Genomic DNA, 16590 nt, shown 5'->3' with positions numbered 1-16590 from the left:
ACAACCCACATCACGCAGAGAAGGAATATAGATTATTCAAAAAACACCCCAACCCTATTCCTTTATGATTGTAAGCTCATGATCATCAAGTTAGATCTGCTCGTGATACCAGTGCTCATCAAAAATAATTTTTCCTAATTGGTTAACGCTTTCTTGCCAGAAAAACCATGGAATAAATTCTGACTGTTGAGGATTACTCAAATGTAACCAACTAAAAACACACTCAGAAAGTGCCTCTGGGGTATCCCCAGTAAAATAAAAAGCATAGTCCTTAGCCACCTCTCGAAATACAGGGATATCGCGCGCAATAATTGGGACACGATACTGAGCCGCCTCAATCAATGGTAAGCCAAATCCCTCGCCTAAGGATGCCGCAATCAAACAAGAAGAGGCAGCATAAATTTTTTCTAAGTATTCATCACTAGCACTCTCTAGCCAAAAAAGTCGACGTTCGCGCTCAGAGTGATTTCGTAGCCTGTGTACTAAGGAATCAACAGACCAACCTTGCTTGCCAACAATTACTAAATTAACCTTTACTCCTTTATCCCATAGCTGTTCAAATGCTAAAAGAACTTGCATATGCTGTTTGCGTGGCTCTACTGTGCCTACCATCAAGAAAGTGGGCTGTTTTTTTAATAAATCCAGAATCTTATTAGCGTTTTCAGGAATTCCTTGCGTAGGCCTAGAGCTGGCAATATCCGCCCCTAAATGAAACCAGCCTATTTTGGTTGTATTTCTTCGTCCAAAATCATAAGTGTCGAGCCACTCAATAGTCTCATCGGCAACGGCTTGTGAAATACATAACAAACCATCTGCAGCAGAGACCACCTCCATCCACTTTATATGCGACTGCTTGGCACTTTTAGGAAATACTTCCGGTAATAGAATAGGCAATAAATCATACACTACAAAATAGGTACGAACACCAGCAGCTCTCAATTGCTGATAAAAAGTCTCATTAGCCACAACAGCATTCGGAGCTAGGTCTAATCCTAAAAAAATATCCCCACACCCAACCGTTATAAACTCGTCTTCAGTTAACTCTAATTGCTGATTAAAGAGCTTTGCCGTAAAATCGCGAGCATACCGATAACCATATTTGTGACTTGGTGCATAGACTAATTCCACTTTAAATCCTTGTGGAGGATTAGCAAAAAATTCTGTAAGAATACTACGCACAACGCGCTGAATCCCAGTTTTGACATCGCACACCACCAACTCGGAAACATCAATTAAGAATTGATTTTTCGGCTCTGATTTTATATCCAATGCTTGCGACGATTGTAGACTATATTGTTTGCTTGAAGTGCTCCTATTGCCACCTAGGCAGAATTCTAACGGCTCTGAGATATCATTGATATGAATACTAGAAAGTTCCAAATCCCCTGTCTTAAGCGTACAACGCAGTTCAAAATTAGAGATACTCTGGTTCAAATGTAGAATAAATGATACTACTGGCTCATCAGCCTTCATAAGACTCACATTATATTCAACGCTTTTTGAAAACCAACTTTTTACGCCTGAATCTGAGGTTACGTCAAATACAGCTCTCCCTAGTGAGGAATGATGCTTATTGATAAAAACTTGAATCTGATAAGTACCTGCGGGGAGAGATAAATAGGGGCCATACATTAAATAGCCTGCACTCCCTGTCGAACGTATATTCCCACCGACAATCATCCCTACTTGCGTATACATATCATAGCCAGCACTTAGCGATATACATGTCTTCTTTTGCATAAGCTCATAAATAACTTCCGCGACTGCTTCTGCTGTATCCTGCCATGATCTCTGAATATAAAATTCAGTTACTCGTTGCTCTACCATAGTACGTAGTGTGACATTTGTAGTAGCTTCCCACATAGCATCAGCCCAAGCCGCTGCATTCCAAGGATCAATATATTGAACGAGGTCACCACCAACTTCAGGAATGGAGCCGCCTTCTGAAGCAAGCACCATTTTTCCTGAGGCAAGCGCTTCAGCAATCGGCAGCCCCCACCCTTCATACAGTGATGGGTAGAGGAAAAACTGAGCATTTTGGTATAATGCTCGGAGTTCCGCATCATTAACATGTGTTAAGATAAGAATCTTACCTCTCGTTAGTGGATCAAGCTCAATATCTTTTAACAGATCATTAACCCCCCAACCTGACATCCCTACAAAAATAAGTGTTGGCAGCTGCTCTTTTTTTCCTTGAGCACAGAGTAGGTGATATGCTCGATATAAAACTTCATGATTTTTTCTACGCTCAATGGTTGAAACAAATAAAATAAATGGACTCTCGAGCAATGCCGTAATTGCATCCGAGATAGGCTCCATACTAGAATTAAGTGTATCACCTAGAGTCATAATCTTAGTCATGGGCACAACAGAACCCGTTTGATTTAACATCAACGTTAAATCGTGCTCAGATTGTTTCGAAATACACATTATTGCGTCAGACCCCACTGCAACATCAAAAAAGTATTGCATAAATCTCGAAGCAACATCCCCCACACAATATTGGGGATACAAAACTGGAATTAAATCATAACAACAAGTAATAATTTTAACGTTCTTAGTCTTTCTTAATTCGTAAAACAGTGGGGTATAAGGCATATCCCAATCCAGCCCCATAGAAATTAGGATATCACCCGGACTAAAAATCTCTGGTTCGTATACTGGTGCAGCAGCACTATTCTGAGCAGAGAAATTCTGCGGTATTATTAAGCTGGAAAAAAAATAATCAATCCATTGGCTAACTTTAGAATTACTCTCAATAGAGGGGCGTTTGACTAGAGTATTCGCCTTCGTTGTCTCTTGTACCTCTAGCGCCCCATACTCCTTAAAATATCCGTCCTTCCAAATACATTTCTTAAATATACCGGTTGATTCGTAATATTTTTCTAATTCATGAGCAATATTAAGCTCTACACGCACAATACCAACTGGAGGCCGATTCCAATTCACACTTGTAGTAACATTCATCCAAACTGTTGGTAGATTTTGCTTCATACAACACATTCCTCACAAAGGTTTTCCGCTAGTTCGACCATGGGCTGTAAAAGGTGTCGCCACAGAACCTTTTGTCGGCGCTTACGGCTCTCTTCCGTCACAACTAAGGCGGGCAAATTCATTACATGACGTAGTATCTGTTTAAAAGCCGTACTTGTATCAGCGATAAAGACACCATCTTCATCCTTAAACTGTTCAAAACCACGCATTGCAATAGAAGTCGCAACTATATAATGCCCCGCCCAAAGAGCTTCTGCAGTTTTCAGATTGGTCCCTCCTCCTTCAGTGATCGGCAAAATAATACAGTGCGCACATTCTAATAAACCATGCAGCACATTTTGCTTAATTGCCCCTGCGCTCACTACGCATTTCTGAAGCCCTGCAGAGCGGCCAAACTCCTGGTTATTTACAATAAAATCAGAAGCCCCCCCCACGAGAACAAGCTTTTGATCCGGCAAAAAGCAGCCTACACCACCAGAAAAAATATCGAAGAAACCTTTGATATTAGGAGGATGCGCACTACCGCAAAATAGTGCATAGCGCTGATTCCTGACATAGTGGTTTGCATCATCAATATCGCTTCTCCCCGTCGTCCATGCCGCAACTCCATTCGCAGCCACCACGACAGGTGTGTCACAATATTGTTCAATAACCTCTTTATCCTGTTTGGAAACAGCGGTAATAGCATCGGCATTACTAAAAGCAGACAATTCCATATTTTTGACCAACTCACTATATTTATCGGCAGTATTACTTCCTCGAAACTGCTTAACGATCTGATGTTTAAGTTGAAATTCAATATTCTGCGAGCTATACAGCAGTTTCGTGCACTTGGGGATATATCCCTCGTTACGTAAGCGCAACGCAAAAGGGAATAACCAAGGTTGTTCGATTTGAATTACATCAGGTGTTTCGATAATTCTCTTTCTCAACGCATGAAAATAAGTATCATTCTTTGAAAATAACCAGCTTAATGCCCAGTCCTCCATGAGAGAGGAATCATTAATGTAAGATAAATACTCTATAGTTGGCGGACTCGGCTCAAAACCTTCTTCAGCGGGATAGAGTGAACTGCCAAGCACGCCTACTACCTTAACGGAATGGCCAAGCCCCTTATAAGTTTTTACGATATTAGATGCTCTGTGCTGGCCTCCATGCAGGGGCACATTGATTGGATAGATACATAAAAAAAGAATGTTCATAATACTCTACTCATTCAATTTAATTGATGTTGAAAGAGTATTATTTAGTGCAGCAATCGTTTCGAGTGCCTGTATGACAAAGTTTTCTTGGACATTCAATCGCTTCTTGATATCTGATAATAAAACCCTTGAGAGCAGTACTCGCGGAACAATCCCCACAATGGGAAATAAGCATATCTTTTCAAGTATCAATCGCCATTTTAAACCGACTATTTCAATGTTAACCTCACGACCTTCTTGTGAATAACGCATTTGCCCAAGCAATCCAAGTTTAGAGCATCCCTTACGCAAGCGACTCAAATAATAAGCCATACCTGATTGATCAGGTTCTCGACGTAAAATAACCTCATAAGCAGCCTTAACAAAAGCCGTATCGTAATAATTCAAGAGATCAAAGACGTGATATTGCTTAGCAGAATCGAAAACAAAGGGTTCTTGGAAAAAAACGTTTCCCTTTCGAATATTTTTTAACTGTAGCTCCAATGTATTTAACTGGGTAACTAATCCTTGATATAGATGCTCTGTGCTCTGGTGTTTAAGAGTATTTTGTTGATTACTAGAATCAAGTAATAAGGCAAGTCTCAGCATCTCTTCCTTAAGTAAGCTAATCTCGGTAGAAGCATCACTTTTTATATTTAGAAGTTGCTGTTGATGTATATCTTTAGTTTTGGCTGTCGAGTGTAGTTCATTTTCCAAAATATCGCTTACTATCATAGAATAACCCTCTGAAATAAATCCATTATCTAGACGTCAATACAACATATATTTAATATAATCAGGTGACTTCCTGCAGCATCCATTTCAAAGTATCAACTAAAGATACCCTAGAAATAGCGCCTATTGTTGCATTAAGTTTTTCCTGACTGCCGACTAACTGCCGGACCTCATGTTTTCTCACATAGGCAGGGTTCACCTGTACCTTAAGCTCATGCCCAGTTAAGTCCTTCATCATGTTAAGTACTTCGTGCAAAGAATGCCCCTGTCCTGAACATATATTAAACGTTTCGCCGCATGGCTTAGCCTCTATTAATAATTGGTAACTTTTTACAACAGTACGCACGTCGGAAAAGTCTCTGATGACATCTAAATTTCCCAATTCAATTACTGGGGCTCGACGCGTATAGTGATCAACAATTTTAGGCAATAAAAAATTTAACGATTGTCCTGGACCAGTATAATTAAATGGTCGCGTGATGATGATAGGCAGTTGCTCAGACCATGTTTTTGCCATCTCTTCCATTGCTAGCTTACTACGTCCATAATCATTAACAGGGGAAGGTTGCACACTCTCATCAATCGATGAACTGTCCACATTGCCATAGACTGTTGCACTGCTTGCTAATAAGACAGCCTGAGGCTTGGAGCCACTAACAACTAAAGCTTTTAATAGATTTTGAGTGCCCTCTACATTGGTTCGATAGATCGCGTCGACATTACTATGAGCTACGAAGGAAATAGCCGCTAAATGAATAACAATATCAGGTTGAAACTGTGCAAGCACATTTATTAGACTATCATATTCCAATAAATCACCACAAAAACCATTCAAAGTGGACTGACGAGTAAGACCTTTAACATTATAACCAGATAAGCGTAAGGTCTGTGCTAAATAGCGCCCTGTAAATCCTTCAATACCTGTGATCAACACGTTCAACATATTCACCTAAAAAACTATTCAAAGGGATTATCTAATCCAAGATTAATAACATAGACAAGCTATGTTGGATTTCAATAACACTCTTCCATTGCCCTTACCTGATTTCGTTGCAAATCAGCCTTGACCATCATTTGGCATAATTCTTCAAGAGTAGTTTTAGGAGACCATCCCAGTTTGTCAGCTGCTTTGCTGTAATCACCAATAAGTAAATCAACTTCGGCAGGACGATAAAAGCGTGAATTAATTCGAACAAGTACTTTTCCAGTTTTTATATCTACTCCAATTTCATTCTCAGCAGCACCTTCAAACTGTAAAGTAATTCCTGCGGCTTTAAAAGCCATAGTCACAAAATCTCTAACGGTTTCTGTGCGATTGGTTGCTAATACATAAGTATCTGGCTCATCAACTTGCAACATACGCCACATGCCTTCAACGTATTCTTTAGCAAAACCCCAATCTCTCTTAGCATCTATATTGCCTAACTCGAGAACATTTAATTTACCCAGATGAATCTTAGCCACCGCATCGGTGATCTTACGTGTTACAAACTCCTGTCCTCGTAAAGGTGATTCATGATTAAATAAGATGCCACTACAACCGAAGATATTATAACTTTCTCGATAATTAATAGTTGCCCAATGAGCGTATAGCTTCGCGATACCATAAGGACTACGAGGATAAAAAGGAGTATCTTCTCTTTGTGGAACTGATTGCACTTTACCAAACATCTCTGATGTTGACGCTTGATAAAAACGCACTTTAGGATTAACAATTCGAATTGCTTCAAGTAGGTTTAAAGGACCTAATCCTGTAATTGCCGCTGTTGTAATAGGTTGTTCGAATGAAGTACCAACAAAGCTTTGTGCTGCAAGATTATAAACCTCTGTTGCACCAGTTAACTCTAATAAACGAATACTTGAAGATAAATCCGTCAAATCATATTCAATTAAATGTAAATTTGGATGTCCCTTAATACCTAACTCATCAATACGCCAAAAATTTACGGAGCTTGTTCTTCTAAAAGTACCGTAGACTATGTACCCTTTTTTGAGTAAGCATTCGGCCAAATAAGCCCCATCCTGTCCTGTAATTCCGGTTATTATAGCGATTCTATCCAACATCTACTCCTCATCCATTCAAGTATTACTTCTTTTGTCTGTGCTGATAATTAAAACCAGGACAATACATCCTCTAGTTAAACCCGATCAAAAGCTATCGCCCCCACATTCACAATGGGATAGACTGCCGATACAACAATATTTAAGAACTTCTGCAGATCTGCTGCGGGCGCATTCGATACATAAAGAACATCCTGGTTGTTAATTTTAAATTGTTGTGCGGTAAAGAAACTTGCCGGATCAGTTAAATTTAATTGATATACAACAGGGACATATTGAGGAGTGTGGCTTCTCTTTAATTTCTCTTGCGCAAATACGTGTTTGTCTTCAAAACGAAATATAAATACCGCACGAGCATCTGCTCGTCCATCCTGTAAGCCACCCGCTCGAGCCAATGCTTGTGTCAGAGAAATACCCTGGGCTTCAAAGTTGATTTCCTCATTCTTTCCGGTTGCGCCTAAAACAGTAAAACTATAGGGTTGGAATAAGGCGGTAATGACATCTCCAGATTGCAAAACTATATTTTGCCGGGGATCACGAATAATATTTACTAATGGCATAGCATTAACCCGCCCTTCGCGTGTCACTTGCAAGGTCATTTTATTGATGTCTTGTCGGACTCCACCTGCAGCAGCTAAGGCATCTAATAAACGCTCTCGATGTGGCGTTAGGGGAACCCGACGGCTTGCCGTCACCTCACCAACGACTGTAACATCGGACGAGTTATTCTCAGCCATCCGAACTAATGCTTGTGGTTGATGTGCTTTGTCTTTAAGTCTGGAAACAATGCTTGATTCTATTTGCGACAGAGTTCGTCCTGCTGCGCGGATATTTCCTGCAAAAGGAATATGAATATAACCTTTTGAGTTCACCATTTGTGCTGGAAAGACGGTAACTTGAGTCGTAGAGGCTCCGGGAGTGCGTGAACTAATTAGTGATCCACTAAACAACATGGCAGGAGGAGCTTCCCATACAGAAACTTCAATAACATCACCCGCACCAACTCGGTCATATCCCAAATGTTTCGATGAAAACGTTTCTGAAAAAAGCTTCTTACGCTGAAGAGCTAATAATCGATGAGCAATCTGACTTGTGATATGAACGACTTGTATGCCTTGCATAGGCGCCTTTTTGACCTGGGCACCACTAGGTCCCGCAGAAGAGAGCCAAGCAGGGTAAGTTGAACATCCAATTAAAACACTAGCAAACACAACCAATGTGAGGATAAAGCCAGCAAAACGATACAATTACAAGAACTCCTTTCAAGTTGACTGAGTCTAAATAAATTTCCTATGTAAAGCAACCTCCTATGCGGAAGACTCTATGAATTACCTCGTATAGATGTTTTTGCAACGCAATTCGATAAACTTCGACAATCGTAACAACCGTTTATAGCCTGCTCGACTTAGTTCTCTAAACCGTCCATGCGGTACATTCTCTTTTTGCAAAACTAATTCATCCAAAGCCTCTTCTGCTGAAACACGTGTGTCTTTAGTCCAACTAATATAGGAAGGATAAAGCAGCAAAGCACCGGCAATTAGCTCATGCAATGTTAATGTTCTGCTACGTCGAGAAACAACATCCATATCCGTCGTTAATCCCCAGCCAGCATAAAACGGCATGCCATAACATGTAACCTCCTTGCCTCGCAGCAAGGCTTCAAAGCCGGATAAAGAGGTCATTACATGTACTTCATCAACATAGCTAAGCACGAGATCCATAGCGACATGCTCGAGATACTCATCACAATATCGATGAATATGGCACTCATCAATCCCTTGCGGGCGAAGTCTTTCAACAACATCCGGATGCGGCTTATAAATTAGCCAAGCATGGGGGTTTTTAGTACGTACCTCCTGCACTAAAGCAAAATTGCTTCGAATGCCCATCGCTCCAAACGCAATTGATGCATCACTTTCAACTTGCCCTGGGACTAAAATAATGCGCTTTGAGCCATGTGCTGCTGGTTTCCAGCTCGCGCCTTGAAGGTTATATTTAGTAATGCCATGCTGAATCAAACGCTGATGCAAATGCGCAGCGCGCTCAATAAGATGAGAGGAAAAACTTGTATGTTGTAAAAGATACTCTAAATCAGAGGGGCGAGTTGCATCATAATAAATACCTCGTGTATCAATCACCCAGGATAAGGGACGCGTAAGCTCCGCCCCCAACCCAACTGAGCGTAAAAATCCATCCTCTACACGAATAATGGGATGATTTGATGCTAATCCTGAGGGTATAGCTCGTGATCCCCACAACAAAACTAATGCTCCGGGCTTTATTTTTTTTGTTACGCGAACAAAATAAATCGTACACCCCTTTAAAAAACGACGAATAATAGGCCTTTTCCAATAAGGCATTTTCCAAACATAAACAGTTGACGCGTGAGGGATGCGAAAACCCGACACCTCATCGGCTCCATGCTCACCACTCCTATCCAAACTAAAGTTTGAGTGCTTAATATCCATAAAATTACGCCACAATAGATTGCAAAAAGATATCAATTTTCGAAAAATGATTAGTCCAGCTCGGAGCTTTATAATCAGCTAAACGCTTTAGTTGCGCAGCTCTTAATGCACTGTCTGAATTGGTATAATCTGCAATCACACTCAGCCACTGCTTTGTATCCGTGGGATCAATATACTCAGGAATGTTATGAGCAAGCTCCCTAAAAGCAGGTAACGCACTAGCAATAACAGGAGTGCCCGCAACCAAGGCTTCAATCAAGGGTAAACCATAGCCCTCTACAAAAGACGGAAACAACAGCGCTTGACTACCTCGTAGACAAGCGGCGAGCTGTTCATCCGAACATCGACTCCATTCAAAAATAACCCCATTAAATGAAGTACAACGATCAAGCATGCGAGTCACATGCTCACACTCCCATCCTCTTCGGCCAATAATAATGAGGCGTGGTGCTCGCGCGCCCATTTCATGAATTAATTTCTGCCAAATGTGTAGGAGTAAAAGATGATTTTTACGTGGTTCAATAGTACCCAACACAACAAAGTATGGGGTGTTAATAGTTTTTTGCCGCGAACGCCCAACATCTTTTTGCGACTGACGCTCCAACAACTCCGTACCCAAATGGGCAACAGTCATCAAAGGAGCCTTACTTTGCACGAACGCAGAAAACTCTAACAAAGCCTCTTGTGTTGCTTGCGAATTTACAATAATACCTTTTGCCACCGTTAAGGCATTAATCATGCGACGGCTATGCTTTTCATTCTCGCCCAAACGGCAATATTCAGGGTGTGTGATCGGAATGAGATCATGAATAAAAAATATCGGCTCTAGCTCAAGTCTTTTAATCCCTTTAATATAATGCTTTTTCTCAAGACTACTATGTCCCAACGCCAATAAAGTCCTGCGTACTTGTTGCTCTTGAGCTAGACGAGCAGCACCTTTGTTTCTTTGAGCTATGCCAGCCACCACGCCCCTAATAAGGGTCGTTATTAAAGTACGTTTTGATGCACTAGATAATAATAAGTGATATAGTTTTTTTGAATGGGTTCTGGGTATTACCCAAAATACCCCTAGAAAATAAAACAAGGCATCGGCGGTATTCTGATAATGTTGAACGTAAGACAGCATCACGCGATCAATACCTGTGGGCATGAGCTTCTGCCATTGCCGACGAATTAAACGAGTCACATCGATATAAAGCAATTGATTTTTATTAAAGTCCATGAATAATCAATCTGTTAATTAATCTACTCCGGTCTGTAAAATATCATGAATTGTTACTACATAAAATGTTTTTGTGCGTCTATAACGTTAAGGGATAAAGATAACACAGATGCAACGACACCTGTGGAATGTCGCTGTAAAAAAACAATCTTCATTATTTTCTAAAGACGTTTTTAAGTCTGTCCACTCTATGCAAATCCATAAAAGAGTTTCATGTATTTAACAAAACCTAATCAATAGTATTCACTGATTTAAGTTTGATTTGGTTGCTATCACTTGCAGACACCAAAAAACCAAGTCGGGCCATAGACCCGACCTGCACTTGCTAGGCAAACTCAGATTTACCTGCAAATTCTGGTTTACGATCCTTAGGAGGAGATTTTACATTCCAGAGTGGTAGCATCAGTAAGAATGGCACCAGGCAGCAAATAAAGAGGGTGAGGAAGAAATTATCCCAGCCATAATTTTTAATCACCGCCCCCAAGGGAGCGCCCGCTAAAACGGCACCTACACAATATGCAAAAAATCCGGCAAAACCTGTTGCGGTTGCCGCGGCTTTTTTATGGGATAGCTCTGCACAAGCCATACCAATCATCATTTGCGGTCCAAAGATAAAGAAACCAAAGAAGAAAAGGAATAAGGAGTCAAGGAATGGCGTATATCCTTTGGTTACCGTAAACAGCAGTAGCGTAACAAATACCCCGGCGGTAAAAAGAATATTTATGGGGTTGCGTTTACCTTGAAATACTTTATCTGAAAGCCAACCGGCGGCCAAACTTCCGAAAAAACCGCCTACTTCAAACCAGATAATGCAACTACCGGCAGTGAGTAAAGAATAATCTTTTACTTCAGTTAGATAGAGCATGCTCCAATCATTAAGCGCCGTTCGCACAATGTAAATAAATACGTAGGAAATAGCCAAGATCCAAATGTAGGGATTACTTAACACATACGTCCAAAGAATTTCTTTGACTGAGAGCTCTATTTTTTCTTGGGGCTGATTTGCTAAGCCCGACGAATCTTCCCGATATTGCTCTATCGCAGGTAAACCAAGCGACTGCGGGGTATCTCTTAAGCGGTTGATTAAAAAGAATCCCCCTATAATGCAGATGACCCCTGGCACAAACATCCCTGAACGCCAGCCAAAATACTGTGCACACGCAGCAACAATCACTGGAATTAATGCTCCACCCACGTTATGACATGTATTCCAAATGCTCCACCAACGGCCACGTTCAGATTGCGAATACCAATGGGTTAATAACTTAGTACACCCAGGCCATCCCCAACCTTGAAACCAACCATTCAATCCCCAGAAAATAGCGAATAACCACCAAGTGGAAGACAATCCAAACAGAATATTACAAACACCTGTTAAAATGAGCCCAATTGCCATTAAATAACGAGGATTTGACTTATCGCCAAGAATTCCACTCAAAAATTTACTCAGGCCATAACTTAAGCTCAAAATACTAGCAATCATGCCCAGCTCGATGGTGGTCATTCCCAAGTTGCTTTGCAATGCAGGCATCGCGAAGGTAAAACTTTTCCGCGTAAAATAAAACAACGCATACCCTACGTACATTGCATAAAAAGTGCGGATACGCCAATAACGATATTGCTGTTTAACAACACTTTTATCCTGAATTTCATCAAGATAAGGAGCTGGTTTTAAAAAATTTAAAAATGACATGATTGTCCATATCATGATAAAAAATAAGATTAGAATGTAACTGGCACAGTATGTCAAATTTTTCTAAGGAAAATAATGGCGGCACCCTGTTTAATGATAATTAATTACAAATTTAAATGGAATTCTTGCCAATTTATAAATAAACTAGGCGATTTGCATTAAAAAGGGATTTAAAGGAATGAAAGAAATTGTTAAATTATTAGAACAAGAACCAATCGATTTTTCTCTTCATAAGCGCCCTGAAATCTTAAAGGTTTTAATAAGAAAATTTCGAACTCAAAAAGATTGGATTATTGCGTCGTTTGACCAATACCAATTTACTGACGAAGAATCGTTGATGGTCCAAAAGGCTATTCTCAAGGGGGATCTTCGAGTAACTGACATTCTCGAACGGCCATATTCCAACCATTTGTGGAGTTTCCTTACGTTTAAGTGGGGAGAGATACTTGCCGGTGGAAAAAGATTAGCTAAAAAAGAGGTCTTACAAATTGCTACCTTCTCTAGCAAAAACAAGGAATTTGAAAGAACTCCGGCTCAAAATAGAGAGCGACTTCTAAAAGGCGTACCATTAGTCATGGGCAAAGTCGTCACCTCCATGGCGCTTTGTATGGTATTTTGCTTGGGATTATTAAGCACTTTAGGCGCCCCCTTTGCTCTGAGCCTTGGTTTAGCCATCGTACTTTCCTGTTGTAATGGGGTCGTGTGTTTATTAAGTCGTGGGCAAGCCATGCTTGATAGCGCAGGCTTTCAACCTAAAAAGCAAAAAACAGTTCCGCTCCTTGATGACAATCTAAAAGAAAAAACGCTGCTTGATAAAGGCCAAAAATTATTTTTTGGTATCGTGACCTTGCTGGCCTGTATTTCTGCAGGTATTTCTGGTTATGCTGGCCTTATAGGGCTTCTCAACTTTTTGGGAGCAGGTGCGCTCGCCGCGACCCCTCTGGTTATGGCGGCTACGATTGGCTTATCGGTCATTGCAGCGATTTCTTTTTATTCGTTTCAGGCGGTAGGCATACGTGAAAATTATGCCAAATTTAAAAATCTTTTTATTGATGCCTATCAAAAACCCAATGGCCTTTTGCGCTGTGTTTTGTTAGGAGCCGTAAGTACGGTATTTTTAGCGGTTTACGCCACCTTAACCTGGTTTACTACGATATCGGGGGTTAATCGGTTTTTCGATGCGATAGGGGCGAATTCGGGGACCCTTTTAGCACATGTTCTCGCCATGATATGTACTTCAACCACCATGGTTATTAATACTTTTTCACAAGTTTATAAAGTATTTAACCCCAAAACCTATGTTGATCTAAAAGAAAAATTTGAATCCATATATCAACCGCCTGAAGAAAACCTCAGCAAAGCCGAAAAGATAAAGCATGGCGTGGTCAATCTCCTCAAATTATGTGCACTCATAGGTGATTCGCTCGCTTATTCCGTTGCCGGAGGGATTCGAAGCGGTATTCACGTGGGTGAAACACTGGGAGAGGCAATAGGAGAAAAATTTGCCTTAACGGTTACCATGGCCATCTTGTCTCCTGTGGTGTTGGTATTCGTATCGATAGCATTTACATGGCCTGCTGTGTTCCATAACAAAAAAGCCCCTCAAGACTCGCCACAGCAAGAGCCTTTAATAGACAACAGGAGCCTAAACCACAGCCTAGATTCCCTTCCCAATAATACTGTGGTATCGATAATAGACAAATTCCCTTCAGCAAGTAATTCTCAAGGCAAACAAGCTGCGCTAAGGTTTTTTGATACAGGAGTAGTAGAAAAAAGTACGGATAAGGATGATTACACTCCTACTTCAGCAACAAGTACCCTTTTAAGCGCATCACAATAAATGATGCATTGCTGTTATTAACTCTGCCTAGGTCTGGGCATGCGCCAACCTAGGCAGGTTTTTAATGAGTCATAAAGTGAGGTCAATAAATTTCACCCACGATGTTCTTAAAGGAGATTTTTCGTTTATCTCTTTTTAACGATTTAATCTTTTGGGTTGCTGCGAACAACTCTCGCTTATTTGCTTCCAACTTTTCCTGTAACTCTCGCAATTCTTTTGAGCTTTTATTTTCTAACTCAAGATAAGCTAAGGAAAGATGATTATTTTCCTCTAGCGCGTTCTTAAGTTCACTTTGGATTAAGTTTTTGTTACTTTCTAACTGATTAAAATCAAGTAAAACTTGGTCCTCGATTGCTTGCAAACTATTTAAGATATGATTGCCGAAAGGAAAAGTTGAGGGCGCATTATTTAACACCTCGCTATATAAGGCTACTTCTTTCGATAAATATTCAATCAAGGCAATGATTTTGCTCAAATTATCATTTAGCTCATTGGCCGAGATAGAATGATTATATTCTGTTCCCTGGTGTTCTTTGATATAGCATTTATCCCACCAGATACAAAGAAGTTTCATTGCTGTTTGACGGTCTACATTGGTTTCCAAACAGATTTGTTTTACATCAGGAATCTCACTCCGCCCTGACAATCTATACAGGTTATCAATGATTTTTATTATTTTACTTTTAATAAATTTATTATTGTTCACATGCTACTCCTTTTTCAGAATGCGAAGGCAGTAGTTTCACTACCAAATAATAATTAATTTCGTCAAATACTTGATGACAAAAAAATAATAACAACAACAAATAGAAATGGCAAATTTATTTTGACATATTAAACAAAATAAATGGTCACCAATATTTTGACAATTAAATTTAGATGGGTTTATAATACCTCCAAGCCAAGCAGTATCGGAGGATGTCTTTGTGATAATTACGAAAAGCGGCACCTCGAAAATTAGTCACATTTTTTTTGACAAATAAAAGGTAATCTGGCTTGATTACATCAATAGATGACGCATTATTTAAATTGCGTACAGGAGTTTTTTAATGAAAATAAAAATGTCATATCCCTACATTATTTTGGGCTTTTTTTTATTGGTAATTAGTGTTTCAGTAAATACAGCTGATCGCAATTTCGCACTTCCCCCTAATGAACTGATAATGATTGATGAAGATTTATTACAAAACAGGCCCTTAACCTGCGTGGTTAAGGCAAATGAAGAAGAAAATTATCATTTACTGAGCTTTATCTCAGAAAGCGGTACCAGTATTGTAAATAACCTGGTTTTACCGGAGGGCACTATTATGAGCCTATCCTTTCACTCTTTAGAGCAGGGCAAATTAACGATAGAGCTTAAAAAAGGCGCTCATTTAGGTATTACGAATGACACCGAGGAATTTATTAAATTGATATGCGCCTCCCAATAAGTAGTGCTTTTAATTTTAATCGAATATACTCAAGCACATGTGTTGCTTGAGTATTAATCATAATCGTCAAAGGTATCCTATGCTAATCAGTCCAGAGAAAGATGAAAATAAAATCCAGTTTCGAGTTCGAATTAAAGCCTCTGTCTTTAAAGAAATTGAAGATTATTGCGAATGGGCGGGTATTCAATACAAAGATTATTTTATTCAACAAGCTTGCCAGTATATTTTTGAGAAGGATGAGTCTTGGATCAACCACAAAAATCAAAAAGTAAAAGAGAGCTAGTCTAAAAAGCAGACCGAGCTTAATCGCTTTATTCGCATGCTCCTCATGCAGGCCTGTTACCTGGTCAAGAAAGTACCTGGCAATGATAGGCCTCATAAACAGGCTTGAGAGACGCACTACTGGATTTTCACCATAAAACAGTTATAAGATGAAAAGCTTTTTTTGAGTGTCATTTTAAATCTAACGTCAAAGAGAAAAACATGGAACAGTTTTTAGGCTGGGATAAACTTCTAGAATATGGTCTTTATACTCGCGGAGTTATCATTACCTTATATGCAATTGTTTTATTTAGAACAAACTCTAATGCGATCTATGGCGAACACTCTCCCTTAGATTTTATTATTTACATCATCCTAGGCGCTATCTTAGGAGAGGCCATAGTGAATAACATTCCCTTACTTCCCTCCATGGTTGTATGCTTATTAATCGTTATTATTCATCGTTTTTTAGCTTATTTATCTTATAAAAATCATAAATTTGGTAAATATATTAAGGGGCAAAAAATTATGATAATTAAACAAGGAAGGTACATTGAAAAAAATATGCGTTGCTGCCGATTAACTGCAAATGATGTCTTACAATCCTTACGAATCCAACACAGTATGGAATCGATTAAATCCGTGAAGCGCGCAACACTTGAACGAGGCGGGAAAATTTCTTTTATATTTAATTAAAATTCCCAC

Annotated in this window: 14 protein-coding genes; 4 read left to right on the top strand and 10 right to left on the bottom strand. The window is 39.7% G+C overall.

From position 1 onward, the window contains the following. Positions 1–90: 90 nt before the first annotated feature. The 9 genes from ACD661_RS13675 to uhpC all read right to left on the bottom strand — a co-directional run bounded on the left by ACD661_RS13675 (position 91) and on the right by uhpC (position 12354). Positions 91–2994, bottom strand: coding sequence for a glycosyltransferase family 4 protein (locus ACD661_RS13675; RefSeq protein WP_400188425.1), 2904 nt, complete (start codon positions 2992–2994; stop codon positions 91–93). Beyond that, a complete protein-coding gene (locus ACD661_RS13670) occupies positions 2991–4196 on the bottom strand; it encodes a glycosyltransferase (RefSeq protein WP_400188424.1) in 1206 nt (401 codons plus the stop codon). The genes ACD661_RS13675 and ACD661_RS13670 overlap by 4 nt, the downstream gene beginning before the upstream one ends. 6 nt (positions 4197–4202) lie before the next feature. Then, positions 4203–4910 carry a DUF4214 domain-containing protein gene (locus ACD661_RS13665; protein ID WP_400188423.1) on the bottom strand — a complete coding sequence of 236 codons (708 nt, stop codon included), beginning with the start codon at positions 4908–4910 and terminating at the stop codon, positions 4203–4205. A 61-nt stretch (positions 4911–4971) separates the two neighbouring features. Further along, positions 4972–5853, bottom strand: a complete 882-nt coding sequence (locus ACD661_RS13660) for a GDP-mannose 4,6-dehydratase (protein ID WP_400188422.1) — start codon at positions 5851–5853, stop codon at positions 4972–4974. A gap of 71 nt (positions 5854–5924) precedes the next feature. Beyond that, positions 5925–6974: a GDP-mannose 4,6-dehydratase gene (gmd, locus tag ACD661_RS13655; RefSeq protein ID WP_400188421.1), complete on the bottom strand. Its 1050-nt coding sequence runs from the start codon at positions 6972–6974 to the stop codon at positions 5925–5927. A gap of 74 nt (positions 6975–7048) precedes the next feature. Next, positions 7049–8218 carry a polysaccharide biosynthesis/export family protein gene (locus ACD661_RS13650; RefSeq protein WP_400188420.1) on the bottom strand — a complete coding sequence of 390 codons (1170 nt, stop codon included), beginning with the start codon at positions 8216–8218 and terminating at the stop codon, positions 7049–7051. Between the two features lie 81 nt (positions 8219–8299). After that, positions 8300–9439: a capsular polysaccharide export protein, LipB/KpsS family gene (locus ACD661_RS13645; protein ID WP_400188419.1), complete on the bottom strand. Its 1140-nt coding sequence runs from the start codon at positions 9437–9439 to the stop codon at positions 8300–8302. A gap of 4 nt (positions 9440–9443) precedes the next feature. Next, positions 9444–10661 carry a glycosyltransferase family 4 protein gene (locus ACD661_RS13640; protein ID WP_400188418.1) on the bottom strand — a complete coding sequence of 406 codons (1218 nt, stop codon included), beginning with the start codon at positions 10659–10661 and terminating at the stop codon, positions 9444–9446. A 325-nt stretch (positions 10662–10986) separates the two neighbouring features. Then, the gene (uhpC, locus tag ACD661_RS13635; RefSeq protein WP_400188417.1) at positions 10987–12354 is read right to left on the bottom strand and encodes an MFS transporter family glucose-6-phosphate receptor UhpC; all 1368 of its coding nucleotides are present in this window, start codon (positions 12352–12354) and stop codon (positions 10987–10989) included. A gap of 178 nt (positions 12355–12532) precedes the next feature. Here uhpC and ACD661_RS13630 point away from each other — a divergent pair, with 178 nt between their 5' ends. Continuing rightward, the gene (locus tag ACD661_RS13630) at positions 12533–14194 is read left to right on the top strand and encodes a hypothetical protein (protein WP_400188416.1); all 1662 of its coding nucleotides are present in this window, start codon (positions 12533–12535) and stop codon (positions 14192–14194) included. Positions 14195–14276: 82 nt separating this feature from the next. Here the strand turns inward: ACD661_RS13630 and ACD661_RS13625 are convergent, their stop codons facing one another. Beyond that, positions 14277–14900, bottom strand: coding sequence for a hypothetical protein (locus tag ACD661_RS13625; RefSeq protein WP_400188415.1), 624 nt, complete (start codon positions 14898–14900; stop codon positions 14277–14279). A gap of 343 nt (positions 14901–15243) precedes the next feature. Here ACD661_RS13625 and ACD661_RS13620 point away from each other — a divergent pair, with 343 nt between their 5' ends. The 3 genes from ACD661_RS13620 to ACD661_RS13610 all read left to right on the top strand — a co-directional run bounded on the left by ACD661_RS13620 (position 15244) and on the right by ACD661_RS13610 (position 16581). Continuing rightward, a complete protein-coding gene (locus ACD661_RS13620; protein ID WP_400188414.1) occupies positions 15244–15624 on the top strand; it encodes a hypothetical protein in 381 nt (126 codons plus the stop codon). Positions 15625–15703: 79 nt separating this feature from the next. Continuing rightward, entirely contained in the window at positions 15704–15907 is a 204-nt protein-coding gene (locus ACD661_RS13615) for a hypothetical protein (protein ID WP_252581097.1), read from the top strand. A gap of 200 nt (positions 15908–16107) precedes the next feature. Further along, positions 16108–16581: a DUF421 domain-containing protein gene (locus ACD661_RS13610; RefSeq protein WP_400188413.1), complete on the top strand. Its 474-nt coding sequence runs from the start codon at positions 16108–16110 to the stop codon at positions 16579–16581. Positions 16582–16590: the final 9 nt, after the last annotated feature.

This window comes from Legionella lytica, assembly GCF_044626755.1.
GTDB lineage: Bacteria > Pseudomonadota > Gammaproteobacteria > Legionellales > Legionellaceae > Legionella > Legionella lytica_A.
The sequence above is the reverse complement of the archived record's forward strand: the minus strand, read 5'-3'. Positions and strand labels throughout refer to the sequence as shown.

Excerpts from the sequence above, each read along its gene's own strand:
- ACD661_RS13660 (WP_400188422.1), bottom strand. The coding sequence starts at position 5,853 with ATGTTGAACGTGTTGATCACAGGTATTGAAGGATTTACAGGGCGCTAT.
- gmd (WP_400188421.1), bottom strand. The coding sequence starts at position 6,974 with ATGTTGGATAGAATCGCTATAATAACCGGAATTACAGGACAGGATGGG.
- ACD661_RS13670 (WP_400188424.1), bottom strand. The coding sequence starts at position 4,196 with ATGAACATTCTTTTTTTATGTATCTATCCAATCAATGTGCCCCTGCAT.
- ACD661_RS13640 (WP_400188418.1), bottom strand. The coding sequence starts at position 10,661 with ATGGACTTTAATAAAAATCAATTGCTTTATATCGATGTGACTCGTTTA.
- ACD661_RS13665 (WP_400188423.1), bottom strand. The coding sequence starts at position 4,910 with ATGATAGTAAGCGATATTTTGGAAAATGAACTACACTCGACAGCCAAA.
- ACD661_RS13610 (WP_400188413.1), top strand. The coding sequence starts at position 16,108 with ATGGAACAGTTTTTAGGCTGGGATAAACTTCTAGAATATGGTCTTTAT.
- uhpC (WP_400188417.1), bottom strand. The coding sequence starts at position 12,354 with ATGTCATTTTTAAATTTTTTAAAACCAGCTCCTTATCTTGATGAAATT.
- ACD661_RS13675 (WP_400188425.1), bottom strand. The coding sequence starts at position 2,994 with ATGAAGCAAAATCTACCAACAGTTTGGATGAATGTTACTACAAGTGTG.
- ACD661_RS13630 (WP_400188416.1), top strand. The coding sequence starts at position 12,533 with ATGAAAGAAATTGTTAAATTATTAGAACAAGAACCAATCGATTTTTCT.
- ACD661_RS13615 (WP_252581097.1), top strand. The coding sequence starts at position 15,704 with ATGCTAATCAGTCCAGAGAAAGATGAAAATAAAATCCAGTTTCGAGTT.
- ACD661_RS13620 (WP_400188414.1), top strand. The coding sequence starts at position 15,244 with ATGAAAATAAAAATGTCATATCCCTACATTATTTTGGGCTTTTTTTTA.
- ACD661_RS13645 (WP_400188419.1), bottom strand. The coding sequence starts at position 9,439 with ATGGATATTAAGCACTCAAACTTTAGTTTGGATAGGAGTGGTGAGCAT.